Origin of the sequence: Pseudomonas sp. PSB11 (genome assembly GCF_014596605.1) — a bacterium.
GTDB classification, from domain to species: domain Bacteria; phylum Pseudomonadota; class Gammaproteobacteria; order Pseudomonadales; family Pseudomonadaceae; genus Aquipseudomonas; species Aquipseudomonas umsongensis.
This window is the reverse complement of the sequence record NZ_NOIO01000004.1, coordinates 270,278-290,237: the sequence shown is the minus strand read 5'-3', so window position 1 is coordinate 290,237 and position 19,960 is coordinate 270,278. Positions and strand designations below refer to the sequence as shown.

Below are 19,960 nucleotides of genomic sequence, written 5' to 3'. Positions count from 1 at the left end.
GAATCACCATGAAAGTACTGATCGTCCATGCTCACCCCGAGCCACAATCCTTCACCGCCGCCCTGCGCGACCAGGCCGTCGCGACCCTTGAAGCCCAGGGCCATGAAGTGCAGGTCAGCGACCTGTACAAGATGAACTGGAACCCGGTGGCCAGCGCCGATGACTTCTCAAAGCGGGAAAATCCCGAGTACCTGGTGTACGCGCTGGAACAACGCCTCGGCGTGAAGAGCCAGTCGCTGGCAGCGGACATTCAAACCGAGCTGGACAAACTGCTGTGGGCCGACCTGTTGATCCTCAACTTCCCGATCTTCTGGTTCTCCACCCCGGCCATGCTCAAGGGCTGGATCGACCGGGTGCTGGTGTCCGGTATCTGTTATGGCGGCAAGCGCTTCTACGATCAGGGCGGCTTGGCCGGTAAAAAAGCATTGGTCACTGTGACCTTGGGTGGGCGTGAACACATGTTCGGTGAAGAGGCTATCCATGGTCCGTTGCAGGACATGCTGCGGCCGATCCTGCGCGGTACGTTGGCGTATGTTGGATTCGATGTATTGGAACCGTTTGTGGCTTGGCATGTGCCGTATATCAGCGATGAGGCGCGTCAGCAATTTCTTGTGAACTACACCCAGCGCCTGCAACAGTTGAGCGACGACCAGCCGCTGGTGTTTCCGAAGTTATCGCAATTTGATGAACAGTTGTACCCGCTTGGTCATTAGAAGTGAGACGGCCAGATCTGCGGTGCACCGCAGATCTGGCTTCATGCATTAATCCGATTTTACGAAGTTGTTTATGTAGGATTATATTTTTTACCTTTACGCAGATTGGCATTTTTTATAGCTGTATCGAACGGGATGCCTAGAGCATTTCTCTCAAATGCGATTAATTCAACTTCAAAACTAGTTCTATGTGCATGCGCATATGAAGTCAGTGCTTCAGCGCTCAACTGGCCGCCAGTTGTTTTAGGAAGGTGCGTAAAAATTTTATCAAGGGCGGAACTGTTAGTTATTGGTCCGTTGTAATGTAGCTCTTGAAAAAAAATCTCTCTAGCGATATCGCGGTTAACTATGCCAGGGCTTAGCTCTGAAAGTTGGTGAGGCTGAACTGCCTTTAGTGCGATGCTTGTAAGTGATTGAGGGTTACCAATTTTAAGTCCTGTTGGGTGCCTCCTGTAGATTAATTCGGTTTGCAGTTGTGCGGTTTCTTTGTTGAATTTAAAGGAGTCCGCCTGGATGCTTGAGATTACATTGTCAATTTCCTTGTTGAGTTTTGTTTTGTTTATTTTGTTGATGATGCTTTGAAAAGGGTTTTTAAGGAATTTTAAAAAATGGCCGGTAGGATCAATAAAATTAGCCGGATCACCCTTGCAGTACGCATAGGTATTAAATCCACCCTTCCCAAAAGGGCTCATGCTGTCCGGGCTATTAAATCGCATCAACACTGGGTTGAACGCCCGATAACCGTCGCCCAACAAATAATGCCCCGTCTCCGGATCCGGCCGTTCACCGTTGAACCCTAATAGGCTAGTCAACCCGTTTTCGGCATGGCGATGCCCATAAGGGGAGTAAGCGATAGCTTGTCTCTCGTTGTTTTTCTTGAGTGTGTTCAGTACCGAGCGTTGCAAGTCAGTCGCCAGTAATGTGGTGTCGTGCGCATCTTGTTGGCGCTTTTGCTGTGCCAGGAGAAAGTCATCGTGTTGGACGATGGAGTACTCGATTGCACCCTGAATCTCGGTGGTCAGGCGGTTTTTGCAGTAAAAACGGTGTCGTTTCGCAGTATCGGACAAAGAATGACTGATCAGTTTATCCAGCGAATCGTAGCTATAGCGGATGAGCCAGGGTTGCTTTGGATTGGACATTGGGCGCTCCGAGCGTTCAAGGTCTGGGAGGGCTTGAGTATCGAGAGATTTATCGCAGACGAGAACTAGCAGAACTGATAGTCGGAAACCTCGCACGCCTTGAACACGAACTCTGTGGGAGCGGGCTTGCCCGCGATGAGGCCATCAGCTTCAACATCTATGTCGAATCACCTACCGCTATCGCGGGCAAGCCCGCTCCCACAGGGGACAATGTCGTCTTTAAATGACGAATCACGCCGTGATTGTTCTGAATACGCAAACACTGATGTCGCCGAGAATGGAATTGTTGGTGCAGTGGCCGGCTTGTAGCCTCCATCTCGCCGAACACCGGGATTTGCCAACGATCCGGTGGAGCTCCAGCCAGGGCTCATCAAGACGTCCTGCCTTGCTTTCGGCCTTACGCCCCTTCGGGGGTTTGGCGCCTAATAAAAATAAGGAAGGCAGGTATGAGTATTCGTGCATGGGCTTGCGCTGCGACCCTGTTCGCCCCGGTTCTGGGTGCAGGTATGGTGTTTCCCACAATGGCTCGCGCCGCGGAAGACCCGATGGGCTCGCTGGTGCGCGGCGTGTTTGGTGACAGCCTTGAGCGTGAACACGGCATCAAGATCTACGGCTGGGGCCAGGCAGGTGTGATCTACAACAACAACGGCACGGATGACGTCAGCAAACAAAGTTTCTTCAATACCGACGAAGGCGTGAACCTCAACCAGTTCGCCCTGGCTGTGGAAAAGAAACCCAAGAGTAATGTGGTCGGTCGTGTCGGACCGTTTCCCGGCCCCATGCCACAAGAAGCGGACTGGGGTTTTAACGTCACGGCACTCTACGGCAAGGATGCGCGTTACTTCAAAACCTACGGTTGGGACGAAGACCTGGGCGTCAATCGCGACAACAAGGCTGAAGATCCAGCGTTCACCATTGCCCAGGCCTACGTCGATTTCTATTTCCCGGTGCTCGGCGGTTCGGACCTGATGATCGGGATTTTCCACACACCGCTGGAAAATGAAATCGGCTTCGCCTTGCCCTCACCGGCGCCGACGGACTTCTACTCGCACACCTATTCCTTCATGCACGGCCCGGCCAAGCATGCCGGCGCGCTGTACTCGTTCAAGCTGCCATCGGCACCCGGCGAAAGCATGCTGGGCTTTGAACTGGGGGTGGTGCAGGGCTGGAACAACCTGCAAGACCCCAACCATGACCCGGATGTCATCGCCAACGTACGCTGGCGTTCGGCGGATTTCAGCACCTGGATCGACTGGGAAAACATCTATGGCAACGGCGCTGGCGACAGCTTCGCCGAATGCAGTTGCGGCTCGCCGATACCGGCTGGCACCAAAGATGACGACTACAAGCGACTGGCCTCTTACCTGACCTTGTCCCAGGTACTCGACCCGAACAACCGCGTGGCACTGGAGCTGAACTATGGCACGCAGGAGCAGGGCGCTTTCGCCGGTTTCGCCAATAAAGGCGATGCCACCTGGTACGGCACCGATGTTAACTGGTACCACAAACTCAGCGAAAACCTGATGTGGAACAGCCGCGCCGAGTGGTTCTACACCGATGCGCCCGTACACGTGATGATGGCCAACATCGACCCGAACACCGGGATTCCCGACCCGACCTGGGGCAGTTTCTACGGTGTTACCACCAACCTGGCCTGGACCCCGACGCCCAACGTGCGCCTGCGTCCGGAGTTGCGCTACGACATCCATTCCGGCCCCGGTCGCGATGCCTACGCCGACGGGCAAAAGGACTCGCAAGTAGTTGCGTCCTTCGACGTCAGTTTCTTCTTCTAACCCGACACTTCGCTGACCCGGCTTGATGGTTCAGCCCACAGGTCGCGTTCTCGTTCGTCCGGACGCTGCCGGCCCGTAGCCGCACTGGAGTATTTACATGACAGACAAAAACGATAAAAACCTGTTAGCCCGCGACGTCTCACGTCGTGATTTCCTGCGTGGCAGCGGTGTTGCCGCCACAGGGATTGCCCTGGCGAGCCTGCCGTTCAACTTCGCCGTCGGCAGCGAGCGGGTGATCAAGCTCGGCTACGTCAGTCCGCAGACAGGGCCCCTGGCCCCGTTTGCGGCCGCCGACAACTACATCATCGACTCGCTCAAGCAAACCCTGAAGAACTCGATCAATGTGGCTGGCAAAGTGTACCGCCTGGAAGTCATCGTCAAGGACAGCCAGTCCAACCCCAATCGCGCGGCAGAGGTGGCGAGCGAGTTGATCCTGTCGGATCAGGTCGACCTTATGCTGGTGTCTTCGACACCGGAAACCACCAACCCGGTGTCCGACCAATGTGAAATCAACGAAATCCCCTGCATTTCCACCGTGGCGCCCTGGCAGCCATGGTTCTTCACCCGTGGCGGAAAGCCTGACCAGGGCTTTGAGTGGACCTACCACTTTTTCTGGGGCCTGGAGGATGTGATCGGCACTTACACCTCGATGTGGGGCGCTATGCAAACCGACAAAGTGATCGGTGGCCTGTTCCCAAATGATGGCGATGGCAATGCCTGGGGCGATTCGAAACTCGGGTTTCCACCGGTGCTGGCGCAGAAGGGTTTCCAACTGGTCGACCCCGGTCGCTTCCAGAACCTGACCGATGATTTCTCCGCGCAGATCGCTGCGTTTAAAAAGGCCGAGGTCGAGATCGTCACAGGCGTCGTCATCCCCCCGGACCTCACGACGTTCTGGACCCAGGCCCGTCAGCAGGGTTTCAAGCCCAAGGCGGTGTCGGTAGGCAAGGCGTTGCTGTTTCCCACGGCGGTCGAAGCATTGGGCAAGGCTGGCAACAACCTGTCGACCGAAATCTGGTGGAGCCCAACACACCCGTTCAGTTCGTCGCTGACCGGTGCCAGTGCCGGGCAACTCGCCCAGGGGTTCACCCAGGCCACCGGCAAACAGTGGACGCAACCCCTGGGCTTCGTGCACGCCCTGTTCGAACTGGCAGTGGACATTCTCCAGCGCACCGAAGAAATCGGCAATGCACAGGCCGTGCGCGACGCCTTGCTCAAGACCAACCTCAACACCGTAGTCGGGCCGATCAATTGGAACGGCGGGCCGGTGAAGAACGTTGCCAAGACGCCGCTGGTCAGTGGCCAATGGCGCCTGGGCAATGACAACAAATACGACCTGATCGTGACCAGCAATGCCACCGCGCCGGCGATCCCGCTGGGTGGCGAGATGCAGGCCATTACGTATTGATCGCGCTCAAGCAAGCAGGTGCTCCATGCAACAGCCACTTCTACAACTGAACGATGTGCATAAAAGCTACGGCTCGGTGAAGGTTACCGATGCCATGAGCCTGAGCCTGAAACCCGGCGAGGCCCTGGGCATCATCGGTCCCAACGGCGCGGGTAAAAGCACGCTGTTCAACCTGATCGCCGGTGGCGTGACGGTGGACAGCGGCAGCATCCACTTCGAAGGTCGCAACGTCACCCGCGAGCCGGTGTTCAAGCGTTGCCAACAAGGTATCGGACGTTCCCACCAGATCCCGCACCCGTTCGTGAAAATGACCGTATTCGAGAACCTGCTGGTAGGCGCTACCTTTGGCGCGCAGTTGCGCGACAAGGAGGCCAGCCAATGGTGCGCGCAGACCCTGGAACTGACGGGGCTGATGCGCAAGGCTAACGTGCTGGCCGGCTCGCTGACGCTGCTCGACCGCAAGCGACTGGAAATGGCCCGTGCCTTGTCGACCCGGCCACGTTTGCTGTTGCTCGATGAAATCGCCGGTGGCCTGACCGAACCGGAATGCCTGGCACTGGTGGAAACCATCCAGGGCATCCACAAGGCTGGCGTCGCCATCATCTGGATCGAACACATCGTCCATGCCTTGCTGGCGGTGGTCAGCCGCCTGACGGTGATCAACTTCGGCGCCAAACTGGCCGAAGGCGAGCCGCGCCGCGTCATGGCCGACCCACGGGTCCAGGAAATCTACATGGGCATAGGGAGCTGAGACATGACGACCCAAACACACCTGCTGGCCATCGATAGACTCTGCGCCGGCTATGGCGATTTTCAAGCACTGTTCGACATCAGCCTAACGCTGGATGAGGGCGAAACCGTGGCCGTCATCGGCTCCAACGGTGCCGGCAAATCGACGTTCCTGCGCTCGCTGGCGGGGCAGATCAAGAACCAGGCGAGTGCCATCACCTTCAGGGGCCAGCCCATCGGTGACCTGGCGGCCAACCAGGTGATAGCGCGCGGCATCGCCCTGGTGCCGGAAGGCCGAAAGCTGTTCCCTTCGCTGACCGTCGAGGAAAACCTGCAGATCGGCGGCTACAGCAAACGCCCGGGCCCCTGGACGCTGGCCCGTATCTATCAACTGTTTCCGGTTCTGGAAAAGCTGCGCAAACGCCCCGGCACCGCGCTGTCCGGCGGTCAACAGCAAATGGTTGCGATTGGCCGGGGCCTGATGGCCAACCCGCACTTGCTGCTGTGCGACGAGATCAGCCTGGGGCTGGCTCCGACCACGATCAAGGACATCTACGCCGCGCTGCCCTCGATCAAGGCTGACGGCACCACGGTGATTCTCGTCGAACAGGACATCAATCAGGCGCTGAGTGTCTGCGACCGTTTCTATTGCTTGCAGGAAGGGCGCGTGTCCCTGACCGGCCGGCCCGGGGACGTCGACAAGGCGCAAATCAAAGCCGCGTACTTTGGGGTTTAGTGATGGAATGGCTCAATACGCTTCTGCAGGGCATGTTGCTCGGTGGTCTCTACGCAATGTTCGCGGTAGGGCTGTCACTGATGTTCGGCATCATGCGCCTGGTCAATATCGCCCATGGCGATTTCATCGTTCTGGCGTCGTACCTGGCGCTGATGGTGGTCAACCACCTGGGTTTCAGTCCGCTGGCAAGCCTGGTGATCGTCGTGCCGGTGATGTTCTGCCTTGGCTACCTGCTGCAACGCGGCCTGCTCAACCGGACACTCGGCCAGGACATTTTGCCGCCGCTGCTGGTGACCTTCGGTCTGTCGATCATCGTGCAGAATGTCCTGCTGCAGTTTTTCAGCGCCGACAGCCAGAAGTTGTCCCAGGGCGATCTGGAAGTCGCAAGTGTCGGCTTCGGTAGCCTCAACGTGGGGATCATGCCGCTGATGGTGTTCGCCAGTGCACTGCTGATCATCGGCGGCCTGCAATTGCTGTTCTATAAAACCGCGCTGGGCCGTGCGTTCCGCGCCACCTCCGATGACCAGCAGACGGCACGCCTGATGGGCGTGAACAACGCCCATATCTTTGGCCTGGCCATGGCGCTGGCGATGGCGGTGGTGTCGATCGCCGGGGTGTTCCTGGCGATTCGCACCAGTTTCGATCCCACTGTGGGGCCGGCGCGTCTGTTGTACGGCTTTGAAGCAGTGATCATCGGCGGCCTGGGTAGCCTGTGGGGCACGCTGGCGGGCGGGGTGATTCTCGGTATCGCCCAGGCGCTGGGCGCGAAAATCGATCCTGGCTGGCAAATCCTCGCCGGTCACCTTGTGTTTCTGCTGATTCTGGTCGTGCGCCCGCGTGGCCTGTTTCCCCGGAGTGTCGACTGATGAATGCCTTGAATAATCCTGTGCTGGCCTACCGCGTACAGCGCACAACCACCAGCAGCCGGGTCGGCCTGTCATTGCTCGGCCTTTGTATGCTGGTGCTGATCAGCGCGCCATGGTGGGCCGATCGTGCCAGCCTGCGGCTGGTGGTGGAGTTCGCCTATTACCTGGCCCTGGCGCAAATGTGGAACCTGTTGGCGGGTTACGCCGGCATGGTTTCGGTCGGGCAGCAGGCGTTTGTCGGCCTGGGTGGGTACCTATTGTTCATGCTGTCGACGCAACTGGGGGTGCCGCCCTTGTTCGCCGTGTTGCTCTCGGGCGTGCTTGTCGCGCTGTTGGCGATTCCCACCGCATTGATCGTGTTCCGGCTGCGTGGCGCCTACTTTGCGATCGGCACCTGGGTGGTGGCCGAAGTCTTTCGCCTGGGGCTGGCACAGATGAGCAGTCTGGGCGGCGGTTCCGGGCAAAGTCTGCCGGCGGCGATCGTACGTCAGATCGGCAATGACCGTGACGGGCGCGAGATGCTGGTCTACTTCACCGCACTGGCGATTGCCATCGGCGCAGTGGCGCTGGTGTTCTTCCTGTTGCGTTCACGCCAGGGCTTGGCGTTGGCGTCGATCCGCGACTCCGAGCCGGCCTCCGGCAGCCTGGGCGTCAATACCTTCCGGACCAAGCTGATGGTGTACGTGTTGGCGGCCGGTTGCACCGGGGTGGTCGGGGCGCTGATCTTCCTGCAAAAGCTGAGGATCTCCCCGGATGCGGCGTTCAACCTGCAGGACTGGACGGCGGTGGTGATTTTCATCGTCATCATCGGCGGCATCGGCACCCTGGAGGGGCCATTGATCGGCACTTTGATCTATTTTGTGTTACGCGGATGCCTGGCCCAATACGGTGCCGTGTACATGATCATTCTGGGGGTGGTCGCGGTGGTGATGATGCTCAAGGCGCCGCAAGGGGTGTGGGGCCTGATCAGTGAGCGGTTGGGCTGGCAGGTGTTTCCCATGCAGCGGCGGTTGTCGGTGCAACCCCGGGCATGAGTTGGCGTCCGGTTTATGTAGGAGCGAGCCTGCTCGTGAAAAACGCCCGGACAACGCGATCATTCAGGCAGGTTGCGTTATCGTTGACGTCCATCGTCGGAACGCCGCCCGGAGCAAGCTCGCCGCTACAGGGCTGCCACTCATCCAGAGAACCTGCCCCATGGATCGTTTACTCAGTGTCGAAGCCTTCGTGCGGGTTGCCGAAACCGGCAACTTCGCCAGGGCGGCCCAGCAACTGGGCGTGACCCGCTCGGTCATTTCCCACCGCATCCAGCAGTTGGAGCAGTTCATCAATGCGCCGCTGTTCCACCGCAGCACACGCCATGTCCGCCTCTCCGAGGTCGGGGAAACCTATTACAAGGAATGCGCGGACATGGTTGCGAGTTTCAACTCGCTGACCGAACACATGCGCGAACTGCGCGCCAAACCCACCGGCAAATTGCGGGTGCAGATGCTGCCCGGATTTGCCATCGGGCACTTTGGCCGCCTGTTGGCCGAGTTCACCCGGATGTACCCGGACATTGAAGTGGACGTCATCGTCAACGACCGGGTGGTGGACCCGATCGAAGAAGGCTTCGATGTAGCGTTCCAGATGTTTCCGCCAATGGCCGAAACCCTGATCGAGCGCAAATTGTTCAGCGTTCGCCGGCTGTTTTGCATGTCTCCCGATTACGCCAGCGAGTTCGGCGTGCCCACCCATCCCCAGCAATTGCTGCAACACAAGATCGCCCTGTACGAGGGCTATCCGTCGCGCAACCGCTGGCTGTTCAATCGTGAAAACGAACAGGTGGAATTGAGCCTGCCAGGCCAGGTGCGCTCGAACTCGGTGCACCTGTTGCGTGATTACGCACAGACCGGAGTCTGTATTGTCTGCCTGCCGACGCTGGTGGCCAGTGACGATCTGCTCAGCGGGCGGTTGATTCCAGTGTTGCCCGAGTATGCGTTGTCTTCCTTCAACTTCTCCGCGGTGTATCCCGCGACCCAGCGCCGCGCCTTGAAGGTCCGTACGTTGATCGACTTTCTGGTGGAGAACTTCGGCGATGAGCCCTGCTGGGATAAACCGTTGCTGGAGCGTGGCTGGGTGCGCTAATGAACCTCGCACCCTGTAGGAGCTGCCGCAGGCTGCGATCTTTTGATCTTTTGATCTTTTGAACGATTAACGCAAGATCAAAAGATCGCAGCCTCGTTGCACTCGACAGCTCCTACACAGCTCCTACACAGCTCCTACACAACTTTTACAGTGTTTGCGTTTCGCGAACACTGTTGTCGCCGGTCCTCTAATTGTCCCGGGACCAGGCGCGACGTACTGTTGGCTCACTGTTACTACAACAACAAAACGGTGAAAACCCATGAGTAGCGCGGCAATCGAAACGGTCTTCGGCTCGCTGGACAAATACACCAAGGGCTCGGTGGAAATCATCAGTGGCCAGGCCAGTCACTACGCCTTTTCCAACGTTTTCGAGGTGGCGGAAAAATCCCTTCCTTATGAAAAGGTCGTCGTCGGTCTCAACCTCGGCTACGTCATTGAAACCCTGCGCGCCGAAGGCCAGTCTCCCTGGTACACGGCCGCGCACGACGAATTCGCCATCGTCATGGGCGGTGAAGTGCGGGTGGACTTCCTCAAGCTCGATGCGCCATTGACAACAGGCGAGGGCACGCAACTGGCAGGCGAAGTGCCGGCGGGCAAGCCAATGGGCTACGTCCTGCTCAAGCGCGGTCACCAGTGCCTGCTGCCGGTGGGCACCGCGTATCGCTTCGAAGCCAGTCGCCCGGGCGTGATCCTGCAGCAGACGATCAAAGGCCCGTTGTCGGTCGAGAAGTGGGCCGACATCTGCTTCAAGTGATCTGCCCAACCGTCCCCGCCCACAAGAAAAAAAGGAATCCCGCCATGGCCATGCTTGAAACCGCAGCCCAAACGCCACTGTTCGCCGATGAAGATGTCCAGGCCAGCGCCGCCCATCCCGTCACCGGTTATCGCTCTTTCAAACTCGGCGCGTTCGAACTGTCGCGCGACGAGTATTTCGCCCGCATTACCTGGCCCGCCAAAGGCCAGACCCGCTCGCACTTGATCCCGGCCGATGCCTTTCTGCGTGCCTTGATGCGCGACGTGGCCTGGGGCTTTTTCTACGGCTGGGTCAACTTCGACCACGTCATCGGCACCCGCAATTACTACGGCAAGGTCGACCTGTACGCCGGCACCTTCAACGGCACGCTCAAGGCGGCAGGGGTCAACTACACCGAAAACTTCGAAACGCCGCTGATCATGGCGACATTCAAGGCGATCCTGCGCGACTGGACCAACGCCACCTTCGACCCCTTCGCCGCACCGGAAGAAACCGGCAGCGCATTCGGTCGCAAGAACGGCAACAACATCGAGGCCATCGAGCGCTTCCGTATCGCCACCCGGCGCATGCCCGGCCTGCCGGATGATTCGCCGCTGCGCAACGATCTGCCGGTCAACCGCCAGTTCATCGATGTGCCGCAGGACGAGCCGGAAATTCACCCAGCGGAAGGTTTCGAAGGCCAGCTGCATGCCTTCAACCTGCACAAGTACCTGTCGCGCTCCGACGTGACCTGGAACCCCTCGGTGACCTCGGTGTGCAAGGCCAGCCTGTTCTGCCCGACCACCGAAGAATTCATCCTGCCGGTGTTCCATGGCAATGACCGCATCGAGTGGTTCCTGCAGCTATCGGACGAGATCATCTGGGATGTCGGCGACAAGGACGACGGCAACCCCCGTGCGCGCATCACCATGCGCGCCGGCGATATCTGCGCCATGCCCGCGGACATTCGTCACCAGGGCTATTCGACCAAGCGCTCGATGTTGCTGGTCTGGGAAAACGCCACGCCGAACCTGCCGCAACGCTACGAAAGCGGCGAACTCAAGCCGTATCCGATCGAGTTCTAAGACCCGGTGTCTTGCCCGGCCTTGCGCCGGGCCATGCACTCAGCCATCCCGTCAAACACTGCGTCCTAGCGCGGTGCGAGGAAACCATTATGCAAAATCAGCTCTATATCGATGGCCGCTTCGTGGATGCGGTCGCCGGCGGCACCATCGATGTCGTGTCGCCCCATGACGGCTCGTTGATCACCCGCATCGCCGCCGCCGAAGCCGCCGACGTCGACCTCGCGGTGGCCGCCGCCAAACGTGCTTTCCCGGCCTGGTCGGCCCTGGGTGCCGCCGAGCGTGGGCGCCTGTTGCTCAAACTGGCGGACAGAATCGAGCAGTGCAGCGAAGAACTGGCGCAGCTGGAGTCCTTGAACACCGGGCACCCGATCCGTGATTCCCGTGGCCTCGATGTGCCGCGCACCGCCGCGTGCTTCCGCTACTTTGGCGGCATGGCCGACAAGATCCAAGGCGCGGTGATTCCAGTGGAGGCCGGGTTCCTCAATTACGTGCAGCGCAAGCCGATTGGCGTGGTCGGACAGATCGTGCCCTGGAACTTTCCGTTGATGTTCACCAGTTGGAAGATGGGCCCGGCGCTGGCGGCGGGCAACACCATCGTTATCAAGCCCTCGGAAATCACGCCGCTGTCGACCTTGCGCATTGTCGAGTTGATGACCGAAGTCGGCTTCCCCAAAGGCGTGGTCAACGTGGTGCCGGGTTACGGCCATACCGCGGGCCAGGCGCTGGCCGAGCACCTGGACGTCGGCAAGATTGCCTTTACCGGCTCAACCGCGACCGGTCGGCGGATTGTTGAAGCGTCGAAGAGCAACCTCAAGCGCATTCAACTGGAACTGGGTGGCAAGGGTGCGAACATTGTATTTGAAGACGCCAATCTGGAAGCGGCGGTCAACGGCGCTGCCTGGGCGATCTTCCATAACCAGGGCCAGGCCTGTATCGCCGGTTCGCGGCTGATTCTGCATGAAGACATCGCTGATGCATTCCTGGAACGCTTCATCGCCCTGGCCAAGTCGATCCGCCTCGGTGACCCGATGGACCCTGACACCGAAATGGGCCCACTGACCTCGGCCCTGCACCGCGACCGGGTGCTGGCCTACATCGATATCGCGATCGAGCAGGGCGGCAAGATCCTCGCAGGTGGCAAGGCACCGGACGACCAGGCCCTGGCCAAGGGTTTCTATGTCGAACCTACCGTGGTCGAGGCCAAGCCGGGTGACCGTGTCTGCCAGGAAGAAGTCTTCGGTCCCTTCGTCACGGTTGTGCGCTTTCGCACCGACGAAGAAGCGCTGGCCATTGCCAACAGCACTGAGTACGGACTGGGCAGCGGCCTGTGGACGCAGAACCTCAGCCGCGCGCATAAAATGGCCGACGCGATCCACGCGGGCATGTGCTGGATCAACTGCTACAAGCGCGTCAGCCCCGGCAGTCCGTTTGGCGGCGTAGGGCAGTCCGGTTATGGCCGGGAAATGGGCTTTGAAGCGATCCACGACTACACCGAAGCGCGCTCGGTGTGGGTCAACGTCGACGCGAAAATCCCCCCACACTTCAAACGCTGAGGTCGGCCATGAATCCTTTTGTTTACCAAAGCCTGCCGACCCGCGTGGTGTTCGGCTGGGGCAAGCTCTCGGCACTGGCTGAAGAAATCGAGCGCCTTGGCGCCCGACGGGCGCTGATCCTCACCACGCCGGAACAGCACGGGCTCGGCGAACGCGTCGCGGCGTTACTCGGTGAACGTGCCGCGGGTGTGTACCCGCACGCGGTGATGCATGTGCCGCTGGAAGTGGCGCAAGCGGCGCGCATCGAGGCGGCGCGCCTGGATGCCGATTGCTGCGTGGCCATCGGCGGTGGCTCGACCATTGGCCTGGGCAAGGCGATCGCCATGGATTCGGGGTTGCCGATTGTGGCGGTGCCAACCACCTATGCGGGTTCGGAGATGACGCCGATCTACGGCCTGACCGAAAACCGCCTGAAGAAAACCGGACGCGACCCACGGGTGCTGCCGAAAACCGTGATCTATGATCCCCAATTGACCCTGACCCTGCCGGCGCAGATCTCCGCCTGTTCGGGCATGAACGCCATGGCCCACGCGGTGGAAGCCCTGTACGCCGAGGATGCCAACCCGATCATCGGTTTCATGGCCGAAGAGTCGATCCGCTCGCTGGCGCAGGCATTGCCGGGAGTGGTCAAGGATCCCGGCGATCCCGACGCTCGCAGCCAGGCGTTATATGGCGCGTGGCTGGCGGGCATTTGCCTGGGTTCGGTCGGCATGGCCTTGCACCACAAGCTCTGCCACACCCTGGGCGGTACGTTCAACCTGCCGCATGCCCAGGCCCACGCCATCGTCCTGCCCCATGCGGCGCATTACAACCGTGAGGCCGCCGCCGAACCGTTGCAGCGTGCCGCGCGGGCCCTGGGTGGTCGCGAGGCCGGCGAGGTGGGCGCGTTGTTGTATGCACTCAACCAGAAACTGGGTATTCCATTGGCACTGGCCGACATCGGCTTCCCGGCAAACGGCCCGGCTGAAGCCGCGCAAATCGCCTGCGCCAGCCCTTACTACAATCCACGGCCGTTCGAACAAGGCCCGATCGAAGCGCTGCTGACCCGTGCCCTGAAGGGGCTGGCGCCAGCCTGATCAACCGTGCGCCAGCACCTGTCGGAATAAAAACAATGACCGATGAAGACAAAGCAATCGAGAAACTCATCTCCGAGCAGGCGGTGAACAGTTTCGGCGACGCGCCCAATGCGCGTTACCGGCAAATCATGCAAAGCCTGGTTCGCCACCTGCATGCATTCGTCAGTGAGGTCGAGCTGACCGAGCAGGAGTGGTTCGAAGGCATTCGCTTTCTGACCGAAACCGGTCACAAATGCGATGGCCTGGTGCGCCAGGAATTCATCCTGCTGTCGGACACCCTCGGCGTATCGATGCTGGTCGACGCGATCAATCATCGCCACAGCGCCACGGCCACCGAGACCACGGTGTTCGGGCCGTTCTACATCGAAGGCATGCCCGAGCGCGCGTTCGGCGAGAACATGGCCTTCACCCCGGGCGAGGCGGCGCTGGTGCGCGGACGGGTGGTCGATACCCAGGGCAATGCCCTGGCCGGCGCGGTGCTGGACGTTTGGCAGACCGCCGAAAACGGCATGTATTCGGGCCAGGACACAGAACAGCCATTTGGCAATCTACGCGGGCGCTATCGCACCGACGCCGACGGCTGCTTTGCGATCCGCACGATTGTCCCGGTGTGTTATCCGATTCCGACCGATGGCCCGGTGGGGCGTATGCTCGAGGCCGCCAATCGGCACCCCTGGCGGCCGGCGCACCTGCATTTCATGATCGAGGCGCCGGGGTATCGCAAACTGGTGACCCATCTGTTCAATCACGATGATCCGTACCTGGCATCCGATGCGGTGTTCGGGGTCAAACAGTCGTTGCAGGTGATCTACGAGGATCGTACCCGCCACGATGAGCTGTCCGCGCGGTTGGGCATGCCATTGCCGTTCAAGCGTGCGTGCTACGAATTCGTCATGGAGGTGGCGTGAGTCATGGGCCAGTTTTTTGCCGTATTCGCCACCGATCACCCGGATTCCCTGGCCCTGCGCCAACGCTTGCGGCCCAGCCACCAGGCGCATTTGCGTGGGACCGATGCACACCGCGTGGTCGTGCGCCTGGGAGGCCCGACCCTTGATGACGCAGGCTTGGCGATGAATGGCACGCTGCTGGTGATCGAAGCCGGCAGTCTGTCCGAGGTGGAATCGTTCATCCAGGACGATCCCTACGTCCAGGCCGGGCTGTTTTCGAGCATCCAGATTCGTCCCTGGCACTGGAGTCTCGGCAATCCGGAACGGCGGGGCTGAGCATGACCGTCATCACCTTGTGCCAACGGGAAGACATCGCCGACGGCGGCGCCCTGGGGCTGCCGCAGCACCAGCACCTGCATCCCGCCGGCCTCGTCGCGGTGCGCCAGGGCGAGCAGGTGTGGGTGTACATCAACCGCTGCCCGCATTTTTCCGTGCCGCTGGACTATCGCCCGCAGGAATTCTGCACCTATCGCGGCCAGGTGCTGATGTGCGCGCATCACAGCGCGATGTTTCGTTTCGAGGATGGGCACTGTATCGATGGGCCGTGCCAAGGCGCGCGGCTGGAGCCTGTGCCGGTGCGCTGGGTGGAAAACAGCCTGGTGATGGAGGTGGGTGAGGAGGGCTGAACTACACTGTTTCAGGGTGAACCACGCCCATCAGGAGATCATCATGAAAAGGTTGTCACCCATCGGCCTGTGCGTCGCACTGTCGTTTTGCAGTGCCCAGGGATGGGCCCAGACGGTAGTACCGCTGAAGGGCCAGACTTCGCAACAGACTCAACTGGATATCAACGAATGCAACAGCATCGCCGCCAGCAGTGCATCGACCACCTCGACACCTTCTGGTGGACGGATCAAGGGTGCGGCAGTAGGCGCGGCGGCCGGCGCGGCCGGGGCCCAGGTGCGCGGTCGTCAGCATGACGAGTTCTATGATCGTGTCGATGACGATACCAAGCAGGACTACCGGCAGAACCGCGCCAAGGAAACGGCGGCGGCGGGCGCCGTGGTCGGCGGCTCGCGCCAGCGCCAGGAGCGTCGGGCGCAGGAGAAAACCAACGCTGCGAACACCTCGACGGCGTATACCAGTTGCTTGCAGGGCAAGGGTTACCAAGTCAATCCGTGAACTTTCACGTACTTGTAGGAGCGAGCATGCTCGCGAAAAACCTGAGAACACCGCGGGGTGCCAGGTTTCCCAGGTTATCGTTGATGACCATCGCGAGCATGCTCGCTCCTACAGGGAATGTTCTGCCGCTGATCCAGCAAATACACCATCAGGCACGCATACAACGTTACCGCAATGAACAACCCCATGCGCACCGCAAAGGCGGTGTAGACATCCTTGCCCGCCAGGCTGTCCTGGACCGATTGGCCCAACAGGATAATCAAGGTGATCAAGGTGTTGAGCCAGAAGCCCGGGCTCAACCGCCCCGGGCTCAGGCCATAGAGCTTGCGCGCCAGGATCAGGGCGAACAGCAGCATCCACAGGAAGAACATCCACAGGTGCACGAAGACCGTCAGTGCGCTCCAGAACGCAATCGCCAGCAGGCCGCCGAGCAAGGTCGAGCCAATCAGTTCGCGGGCGGCGTCGCGGGCGTTGGTGCTGGAACTCTGCTGGCCGAGGCTCACCGCCTTGAGGACGATGGGCAGGTAGCTGGCGGGGTCGATCAGTGCCAGCAGGAAGGTCGGGATCACGATCAGGGTTGCGCGCAATGCGACGCGGTCGACGTCTGTCTCAGACAATGCCGGGGCGGGCGGGGGCGTCGGGGCGTTGGCGGGTTCCGGGAACAGCCAGTGACTGACCCTTCCGACCAGGACCGCCAGAAGCAAGCCGCTGGTCAACGCCTTGATCACCGTCGCGGCCAGGCCGAAGTCGGCGACCCCGGCCGCCGGGATCATGGTCAGGCCGATCACCAGGAAGGTCACCACCAGGTTATTGCCACCCCGCTGGCCAAAGCGAAACACCATCAGCAGGCCGACGCCGATCAACAGCACACCGCTGAAGGCGTAGTAACGCAGGAGCGGGATCAGCAGCAGGCCGATGCCGGTGGTCAGCATCGCGGTCAGCGCCAGCACCAGGGTGGCCTTGAACGGCAACGGGCGATTGAGGCTGACCAGCAACAATGCCCCCAGCACCGGCGCGAGGAACGGGATGGGCATAGCCAGGCCAAAACTCGCGGCCAGGCACAGCGCCGTACCACAGGCCAGGCGCAGCGCGCGCTGCACCCTGGGCGAGCGCTCAGTAGGCATAAGACAACCAGCTCATCAGCCACAGGAACAAGCGGCCCAGCGGGTTGAGCACGTTGCCTTCGGCAGGGAAGGCCATGACTTCGGCCTGGCCGCCGGAACGGATGGCACGGTTGTCCTTGAGCAGGGTCAGTGACTCGGGGGAAAACTCGATGACCACCGGAAAACGCTGGGCCGGGCGCAGCCAGTCACGGCTGTTTTGCACCGTGGGCAGGCTGCCGGGCGCGGTCGGCTGACCCACGCTGACGCCGTAGCCGATACTGCGTACCCGGCCCTGGAACACTTCGCCGGGCAGCGCATCGAGGGCAATCGACACCGGGGTTTCCGGCCGGACCAGCGCCAGGTTGTTCTCGGTCATGTCGGCGCTGATCCACACATCGTGGATCGCGATCAGGGTCATCACCGGGTTGCCGGCCGCGGCGAATTGGCCGACATCGGTGCGCAGGTCGGTGATCAAGCCAGCCGAACGGGCGCGAATCTGTGTGTTGGAAAGGTCCAGCTCGGCTTTCGACAGGGCGGTCGCGGCACTGCGCAACAGGGCGTTGTCTTCCTCGCTGCCGCCTTCCTGCTCACGGGCGCGCTGCACTTCGGCGCGGGCCGCGGCGACCTGGCTGACGGCTGCCTCGCGGTTGGCGCGGGACACCTCCAGCAGGCGCACGGAAATGGTCCCGGGGTCTTCGCGGTACAAGCCCTCGAGACGCTGATTGTCCTGTCGCGCCTTGAGCTCGTTGGCCTGCGCCGCGCGCAGACTGGCTTGTGCCGAGGCGATACCGGCGGTGCTGGCGCCGATCTGCCGGCGGGTGGATTCCAGGTCGGCGCGCGCACGATCCACGGCGATCTGGTACGGCTGGGGGTCAATCTCGAAAATCACCTCGCCGGCCTGCACATCCTGGTTATTGCGCACGTTGACACGTGTCACCCGGCCGGCGACTTCCGCCGCCACCGGAATCACAAACGCCCCCACCCGAGCCTGCTGGGTATAGGGGGTGAAGCGGTCAGCCAACAGGTACCAGGCCAGGCTCAGGACGATCAGCAGCAACACCCACTTGATGCCTTTTTTCGTCGGGTCGGCGGCGGGCGGTGCGGGCTGGGGGGAAGGCGCGGCTTCAGTCATGGTTCTTTCACCTGATTGGGCAAAGGGAAGGCGGGCTGCTGCGCCGGGGGCTCGGCGAGCAGGTCGCCCCAGTCGGTGCGTTGTTCCATCTGCTGGCGCGTGGCGCGGTCGACCTTGGGCTGGGCGCTGTACCAACCGCCGCCCAGGGCCTTGTACAGGGCAATTACATTGCTCACCGCATCGCCTCGGCTGAGCAGGTAGCTGTCCTGCAGTTCGAGCAGCGCCCTTTGGGCATCCAGCACCCGCTGGAAGTCCGAGTAACCTTCGCGGTAGAGCGTGTTGGCCAGGGCCAGCGAGCGTTGCGCGGCTTTTTCCGCATCGCGCAGGATGCGCTCACGTTGCAGGGCGCGGGTCAGGCCGTTGGCGGCGTCATCCGCCTCGCGTGCGGCCTGTCGTACCTTGTCGCGATAGGCTTCGATCAACTGCTGCAAGCGCGCATCCTGCACGCGCACGTTGTTGCTGATGCGGCCGTAGTCGAACACGTTCCAGCGCAGGCTCGGGCCGCCGATCAGGTCGAGACTGCGCGAGGTTCCGCTCAAGGTATCGGTCGACCAGACGATGCTGCCGAGCAACGTCAGGGCCGGGTAGAAATCGGTTTCGGCGACGCCGATCAGCGCCGACTGTGCTGCAACGTTCAGCTCGGCCGCACGCACATCGGGCCGGCGCAGCAGCAGATTGGCCGGGACATCCTGCAAAACGGCGCGATCGACCAGCGGGATCAATTCGCTGTTGTCGACCACCAGTGGCAGCGCACCGGGCGGCTGGCCGATCAACACGGCCAAGGCATTGCGAGTGCGAGACAGCTGATCTTCCAGTACAGGAATGGTGCTCAACGTGCCCAGGTATTGGGTCTTGGCTTGTTGCAGGTCAAGTTCGGCGGTCTGCCCACTGTTGAACAGTCTTTCGGTGATCTCGTAATTGCGATGCTGTTGGCGGGCGTTTTCGTTGGCGACGCGCAGGCGTGCCTCGGTGGTGCGCAGGAAGAAATAAGAGTCGGCGACCTGCGCCCGCACCAGGACCAGCACGTCGTCATAGTTGGCTTCAGCCGCAAAGTAGCTGGCATCGGCGGCTTCGATGGCACGGCTGAAGCGTCCCCAGAAATCCAGTTCCCAGCCCACATCGAATCCGGCGCTGTGCTGCCAGAAATGGCTGTCTACCGGGTTGGCTCCGCCGGATTGATGGCGGTTGATGTAGACGCTGTCAGCGCTGATCTGCTGCAGTTGCGGGTATCGCCCGCTTTGCGCGATGCCCAATTGCGCGCGGGCCTCCATCACGCGCAAACCGGCGATCTTCAGGCTGGTATTGCGCGCATCCGACTCGGCGATCAACCGGTCGAGCACCGGGTCGGCGAAAATTTGCCACCATTGGCGGGTGTCCGGGTACACCCCGCGTTGGCTGGCATGCTCAAGGGCCGGGGTGTTCCAGTGATCGACCCAGTCTTCGCCGGGCGGCTGGAAGTCCGGCCCGAGTCGTACGCAACCGCCGAGGACCACTACGCCTAACAGCAGTAGCTGGCGGCGTCGCATCCACGTGGATGTAGCTGATTGCATTGGGCGTTTTCCAACCAAAGGACATCACAGCAGCATAGTCGTCGGCTTGCCTTCTGCATGGCGTTGCCAACCAATAGGTAAAAACGTCGCGACTGTCGTAAAAACGACCTGTTTGCGCTGAACGCGAACCGCCATCAGTTTTCTGTTGAAC

The 19,960-nt window shown here is 60.9% G+C and carries 20 protein-coding genes; 16 read left to right on the top strand and 4 right to left on the bottom strand.

What is annotated here, in order from left to right:
• The first annotated feature begins 8 nt into the window (after positions 1-8).
• Positions 9-713, top strand: a complete 705-nt coding sequence (locus tag CGA21_RS08025) for an NAD(P)H-dependent oxidoreductase (RefSeq protein ID WP_188263926.1) — start codon at positions 9-11, stop codon at positions 711-713.
• A 71-nt stretch (positions 714-784) separates the two neighbouring features.
• On the opposite strand, the gene CGA21_RS08020 is transcribed toward CGA21_RS08025, so the two are convergent.
• Positions 785-1,852 carry an RHS repeat-associated core domain-containing protein gene (locus tag CGA21_RS08020; protein ID WP_188263925.1) on the bottom strand — a complete coding sequence of 356 codons (1,068 nt, stop codon included), beginning with the start codon at positions 1,850-1,852 and terminating at the stop codon, positions 785-787.
• Positions 1,853-2,298: 446 nt separating this feature from the next.
• Here CGA21_RS08020 and CGA21_RS08015 point away from each other — a divergent pair, with 446 nt between their 5' ends.
• From CGA21_RS08015 to CGA21_RS07945, 15 genes are all read left to right on the top strand, one after another.
• The gene (locus tag CGA21_RS08015) at positions 2,299-3,645 is read left to right on the top strand and encodes an outer membrane beta-barrel protein (protein WP_188263924.1); all 1,347 of its coding nucleotides are present in this window, start codon (positions 2,299-2,301) and stop codon (positions 3,643-3,645) included.
• Positions 3,646-3,742: 97 nt separating this feature from the next.
• Positions 3,743-5,053: an ABC transporter substrate-binding protein gene (locus tag CGA21_RS08010; protein ID WP_179054838.1), complete on the top strand. Its 1,311-nt coding sequence runs from the start codon at positions 3,743-3,745 to the stop codon at positions 5,051-5,053.
• 25 nt (positions 5,054-5,078) lie between these two features.
• On the top strand, positions 5,079-5,804 hold the full coding sequence (locus CGA21_RS08005; RefSeq protein WP_188263923.1) for an ABC transporter ATP-binding protein: 726 nt from the start codon (positions 5,079-5,081) through the stop codon (positions 5,802-5,804).
• A gap of 21 nt (positions 5,805-5,825) precedes the next feature.
• Complete coding sequence (locus CGA21_RS08000) at positions 5,826-6,518, top strand: ABC transporter ATP-binding protein (protein ID WP_179054851.1); 693 nt, start codon at positions 5,826-5,828, stop codon at positions 6,516-6,518.
• Between the two features lie 2 nt (positions 6,519-6,520).
• Positions 6,521-7,384, top strand: coding sequence for a branched-chain amino acid ABC transporter permease (locus CGA21_RS07995; RefSeq protein ID WP_188263922.1), 864 nt, complete (start codon positions 6,521-6,523; stop codon positions 7,382-7,384).
• Entirely contained in the window at positions 7,384-8,418 is a 1,035-nt protein-coding gene (locus CGA21_RS07990; protein ID WP_188263921.1) for a branched-chain amino acid ABC transporter permease, read from the top strand. The genes CGA21_RS07995 and CGA21_RS07990 overlap by 1 nt, the downstream gene beginning before the upstream one ends.
• Before the next feature lie 160 nt (positions 8,419-8,578).
• Positions 8,579-9,508, top strand: a complete 930-nt coding sequence (locus tag CGA21_RS07985) for a LysR family transcriptional regulator (RefSeq protein ID WP_188263920.1) — start codon at positions 8,579-8,581, stop codon at positions 9,506-9,508.
• A 259-nt stretch (positions 9,509-9,767) separates the two neighbouring features.
• Positions 9,768-10,262, top strand: coding sequence for a hydroxyquinol 1,2-dioxygenase (locus tag CGA21_RS07980; protein WP_188263919.1), 495 nt, complete (start codon positions 9,768-9,770; stop codon positions 10,260-10,262).
• Positions 10,263-10,306: 44 nt separating this feature from the next.
• The gene (locus CGA21_RS07975) at positions 10,307-11,326 is read left to right on the top strand and encodes a hydroxyquinol 1,2-dioxygenase (protein WP_110747241.1); all 1,020 of its coding nucleotides are present in this window, start codon (positions 10,307-10,309) and stop codon (positions 11,324-11,326) included.
• 89 nt (positions 11,327-11,415) lie between these two features.
• A complete protein-coding gene (locus CGA21_RS07970) occupies positions 11,416-12,879 on the top strand; it encodes an aldehyde dehydrogenase family protein (RefSeq protein WP_188263918.1) in 1,464 nt (487 codons plus the stop codon).
• Between the two features lie 8 nt (positions 12,880-12,887).
• The gene (locus CGA21_RS07965; RefSeq protein ID WP_110747237.1) at positions 12,888-13,955 is read left to right on the top strand and encodes a maleylacetate reductase; all 1,068 of its coding nucleotides are present in this window, start codon (positions 12,888-12,890) and stop codon (positions 13,953-13,955) included.
• Positions 13,956-13,990: 35 nt separating this feature from the next.
• Entirely contained in the window at positions 13,991-14,863 is an 873-nt protein-coding gene (locus tag CGA21_RS07960) for an intradiol ring-cleavage dioxygenase (RefSeq protein ID WP_110747235.1), read from the top strand.
• Positions 14,864-14,866: 3 nt separating this feature from the next.
• Entirely contained in the window at positions 14,867-15,178 is a 312-nt protein-coding gene (locus CGA21_RS07955) for a YciI family protein (RefSeq protein WP_020799500.1), read from the top strand.
• A gap of 2 nt (positions 15,179-15,180) precedes the next feature.
• Positions 15,181-15,528, top strand: coding sequence for a Rieske (2Fe-2S) protein (locus tag CGA21_RS07950; RefSeq protein WP_110747233.1), 348 nt, complete (start codon positions 15,181-15,183; stop codon positions 15,526-15,528).
• A 43-nt stretch (positions 15,529-15,571) separates the two neighbouring features.
• A complete protein-coding gene (locus CGA21_RS07945; RefSeq protein WP_110747231.1) occupies positions 15,572-16,024 on the top strand; it encodes a YMGG-like glycine zipper-containing protein in 453 nt (150 codons plus the stop codon).
• A 74-nt stretch (positions 16,025-16,098) separates the two neighbouring features.
• Here the strand turns inward: CGA21_RS07945 and CGA21_RS07940 are convergent, their stop codons facing one another.
• The 3 genes from CGA21_RS07940 to CGA21_RS07930 are packed head-to-tail and all read right to left on the bottom strand — an operon-like array spanning position 16,099 to position 19,809.
• Positions 16,099-17,148 (bottom strand): DUF2955 domain-containing protein, encoded by a 1,050-nt coding sequence (locus CGA21_RS07940; RefSeq protein WP_188263917.1) that lies wholly within the window; start codon positions 17,146-17,148, stop codon positions 16,099-16,101.
• The gene (locus tag CGA21_RS07935) at positions 17,138-18,259 is read right to left on the bottom strand and encodes an HlyD family secretion protein (RefSeq protein WP_188263916.1); all 1,122 of its coding nucleotides are present in this window, start codon (positions 18,257-18,259) and stop codon (positions 17,138-17,140) included. Before CGA21_RS07935 ends, CGA21_RS07940 begins: the two co-directional genes overlap by 11 nt.
• On the bottom strand, positions 18,256-19,809 hold the full coding sequence (locus tag CGA21_RS07930; RefSeq protein ID WP_188263915.1) for an efflux transporter outer membrane subunit: 1,554 nt from the start codon (positions 19,807-19,809) through the stop codon (positions 18,256-18,258). The genes CGA21_RS07935 and CGA21_RS07930 overlap by 4 nt, the downstream gene beginning before the upstream one ends.
• Positions 19,810-19,960 lie beyond the last annotated feature (151 nt).

Coding starts and splice junctions, on each gene's coding strand:
- CGA21_RS07950 (WP_110747233.1), top strand. CDS start 15,181: ATGACCGTCATCACCTTGTGCCAACGGGAAGACATCGCCGACGGCGGC.
- CGA21_RS07985 (WP_188263920.1), top strand. CDS start 8,579: ATGGATCGTTTACTCAGTGTCGAAGCCTTCGTGCGGGTTGCCGAAACC.
- CGA21_RS08010 (WP_179054838.1), top strand. CDS start 3,743: ATGACAGACAAAAACGATAAAAACCTGTTAGCCCGCGACGTCTCACGT.
- CGA21_RS08015 (WP_188263924.1), top strand. CDS start 2,299: ATGAGTATTCGTGCATGGGCTTGCGCTGCGACCCTGTTCGCCCCGGTT.
- CGA21_RS07940 (WP_188263917.1), bottom strand. CDS start 17,148: ATGCCTACTGAGCGCTCGCCCAGGGTGCAGCGCGCGCTGCGCCTGGCC.
- CGA21_RS07980 (WP_188263919.1), top strand. CDS start 9,768: ATGAGTAGCGCGGCAATCGAAACGGTCTTCGGCTCGCTGGACAAATAC.
- CGA21_RS07975 (WP_110747241.1), top strand. CDS start 10,307: ATGGCCATGCTTGAAACCGCAGCCCAAACGCCACTGTTCGCCGATGAA.
- CGA21_RS08020 (WP_188263925.1), bottom strand. CDS start 1,852: ATGTCCAATCCAAAGCAACCCTGGCTCATCCGCTATAGCTACGATTCG.
- CGA21_RS07970 (WP_188263918.1), top strand. CDS start 11,416: ATGCAAAATCAGCTCTATATCGATGGCCGCTTCGTGGATGCGGTCGCC.
- CGA21_RS07965 (WP_110747237.1), top strand. CDS start 12,888: ATGAATCCTTTTGTTTACCAAAGCCTGCCGACCCGCGTGGTGTTCGGC.
- CGA21_RS08025 (WP_188263926.1), top strand. CDS start 9: ATGAAAGTACTGATCGTCCATGCTCACCCCGAGCCACAATCCTTCACC.
- CGA21_RS07945 (WP_110747231.1), top strand. CDS start 15,572: ATGAAAAGGTTGTCACCCATCGGCCTGTGCGTCGCACTGTCGTTTTGC.
- CGA21_RS08005 (WP_188263923.1), top strand. CDS start 5,079: ATGCAACAGCCACTTCTACAACTGAACGATGTGCATAAAAGCTACGGC.
- CGA21_RS07930 (WP_188263915.1), bottom strand. CDS start 19,809: ATGCAATCAGCTACATCCACGTGGATGCGACGCCGCCAGCTACTGCTG.
- CGA21_RS07995 (WP_188263922.1), top strand. CDS start 6,521: ATGGAATGGCTCAATACGCTTCTGCAGGGCATGTTGCTCGGTGGTCTC.
- CGA21_RS07955 (WP_020799500.1), top strand. CDS start 14,867: ATGGGCCAGTTTTTTGCCGTATTCGCCACCGATCACCCGGATTCCCTG.
- CGA21_RS07935 (WP_188263916.1), bottom strand. CDS start 18,259: ATGACTGAAGCCGCGCCTTCCCCCCAGCCCGCACCGCCCGCCGCCGAC.
- CGA21_RS07960 (WP_110747235.1), top strand. CDS start 13,991: ATGACCGATGAAGACAAAGCAATCGAGAAACTCATCTCCGAGCAGGCG.
- CGA21_RS07990 (WP_188263921.1), top strand. CDS start 7,384: ATGAATGCCTTGAATAATCCTGTGCTGGCCTACCGCGTACAGCGCACA.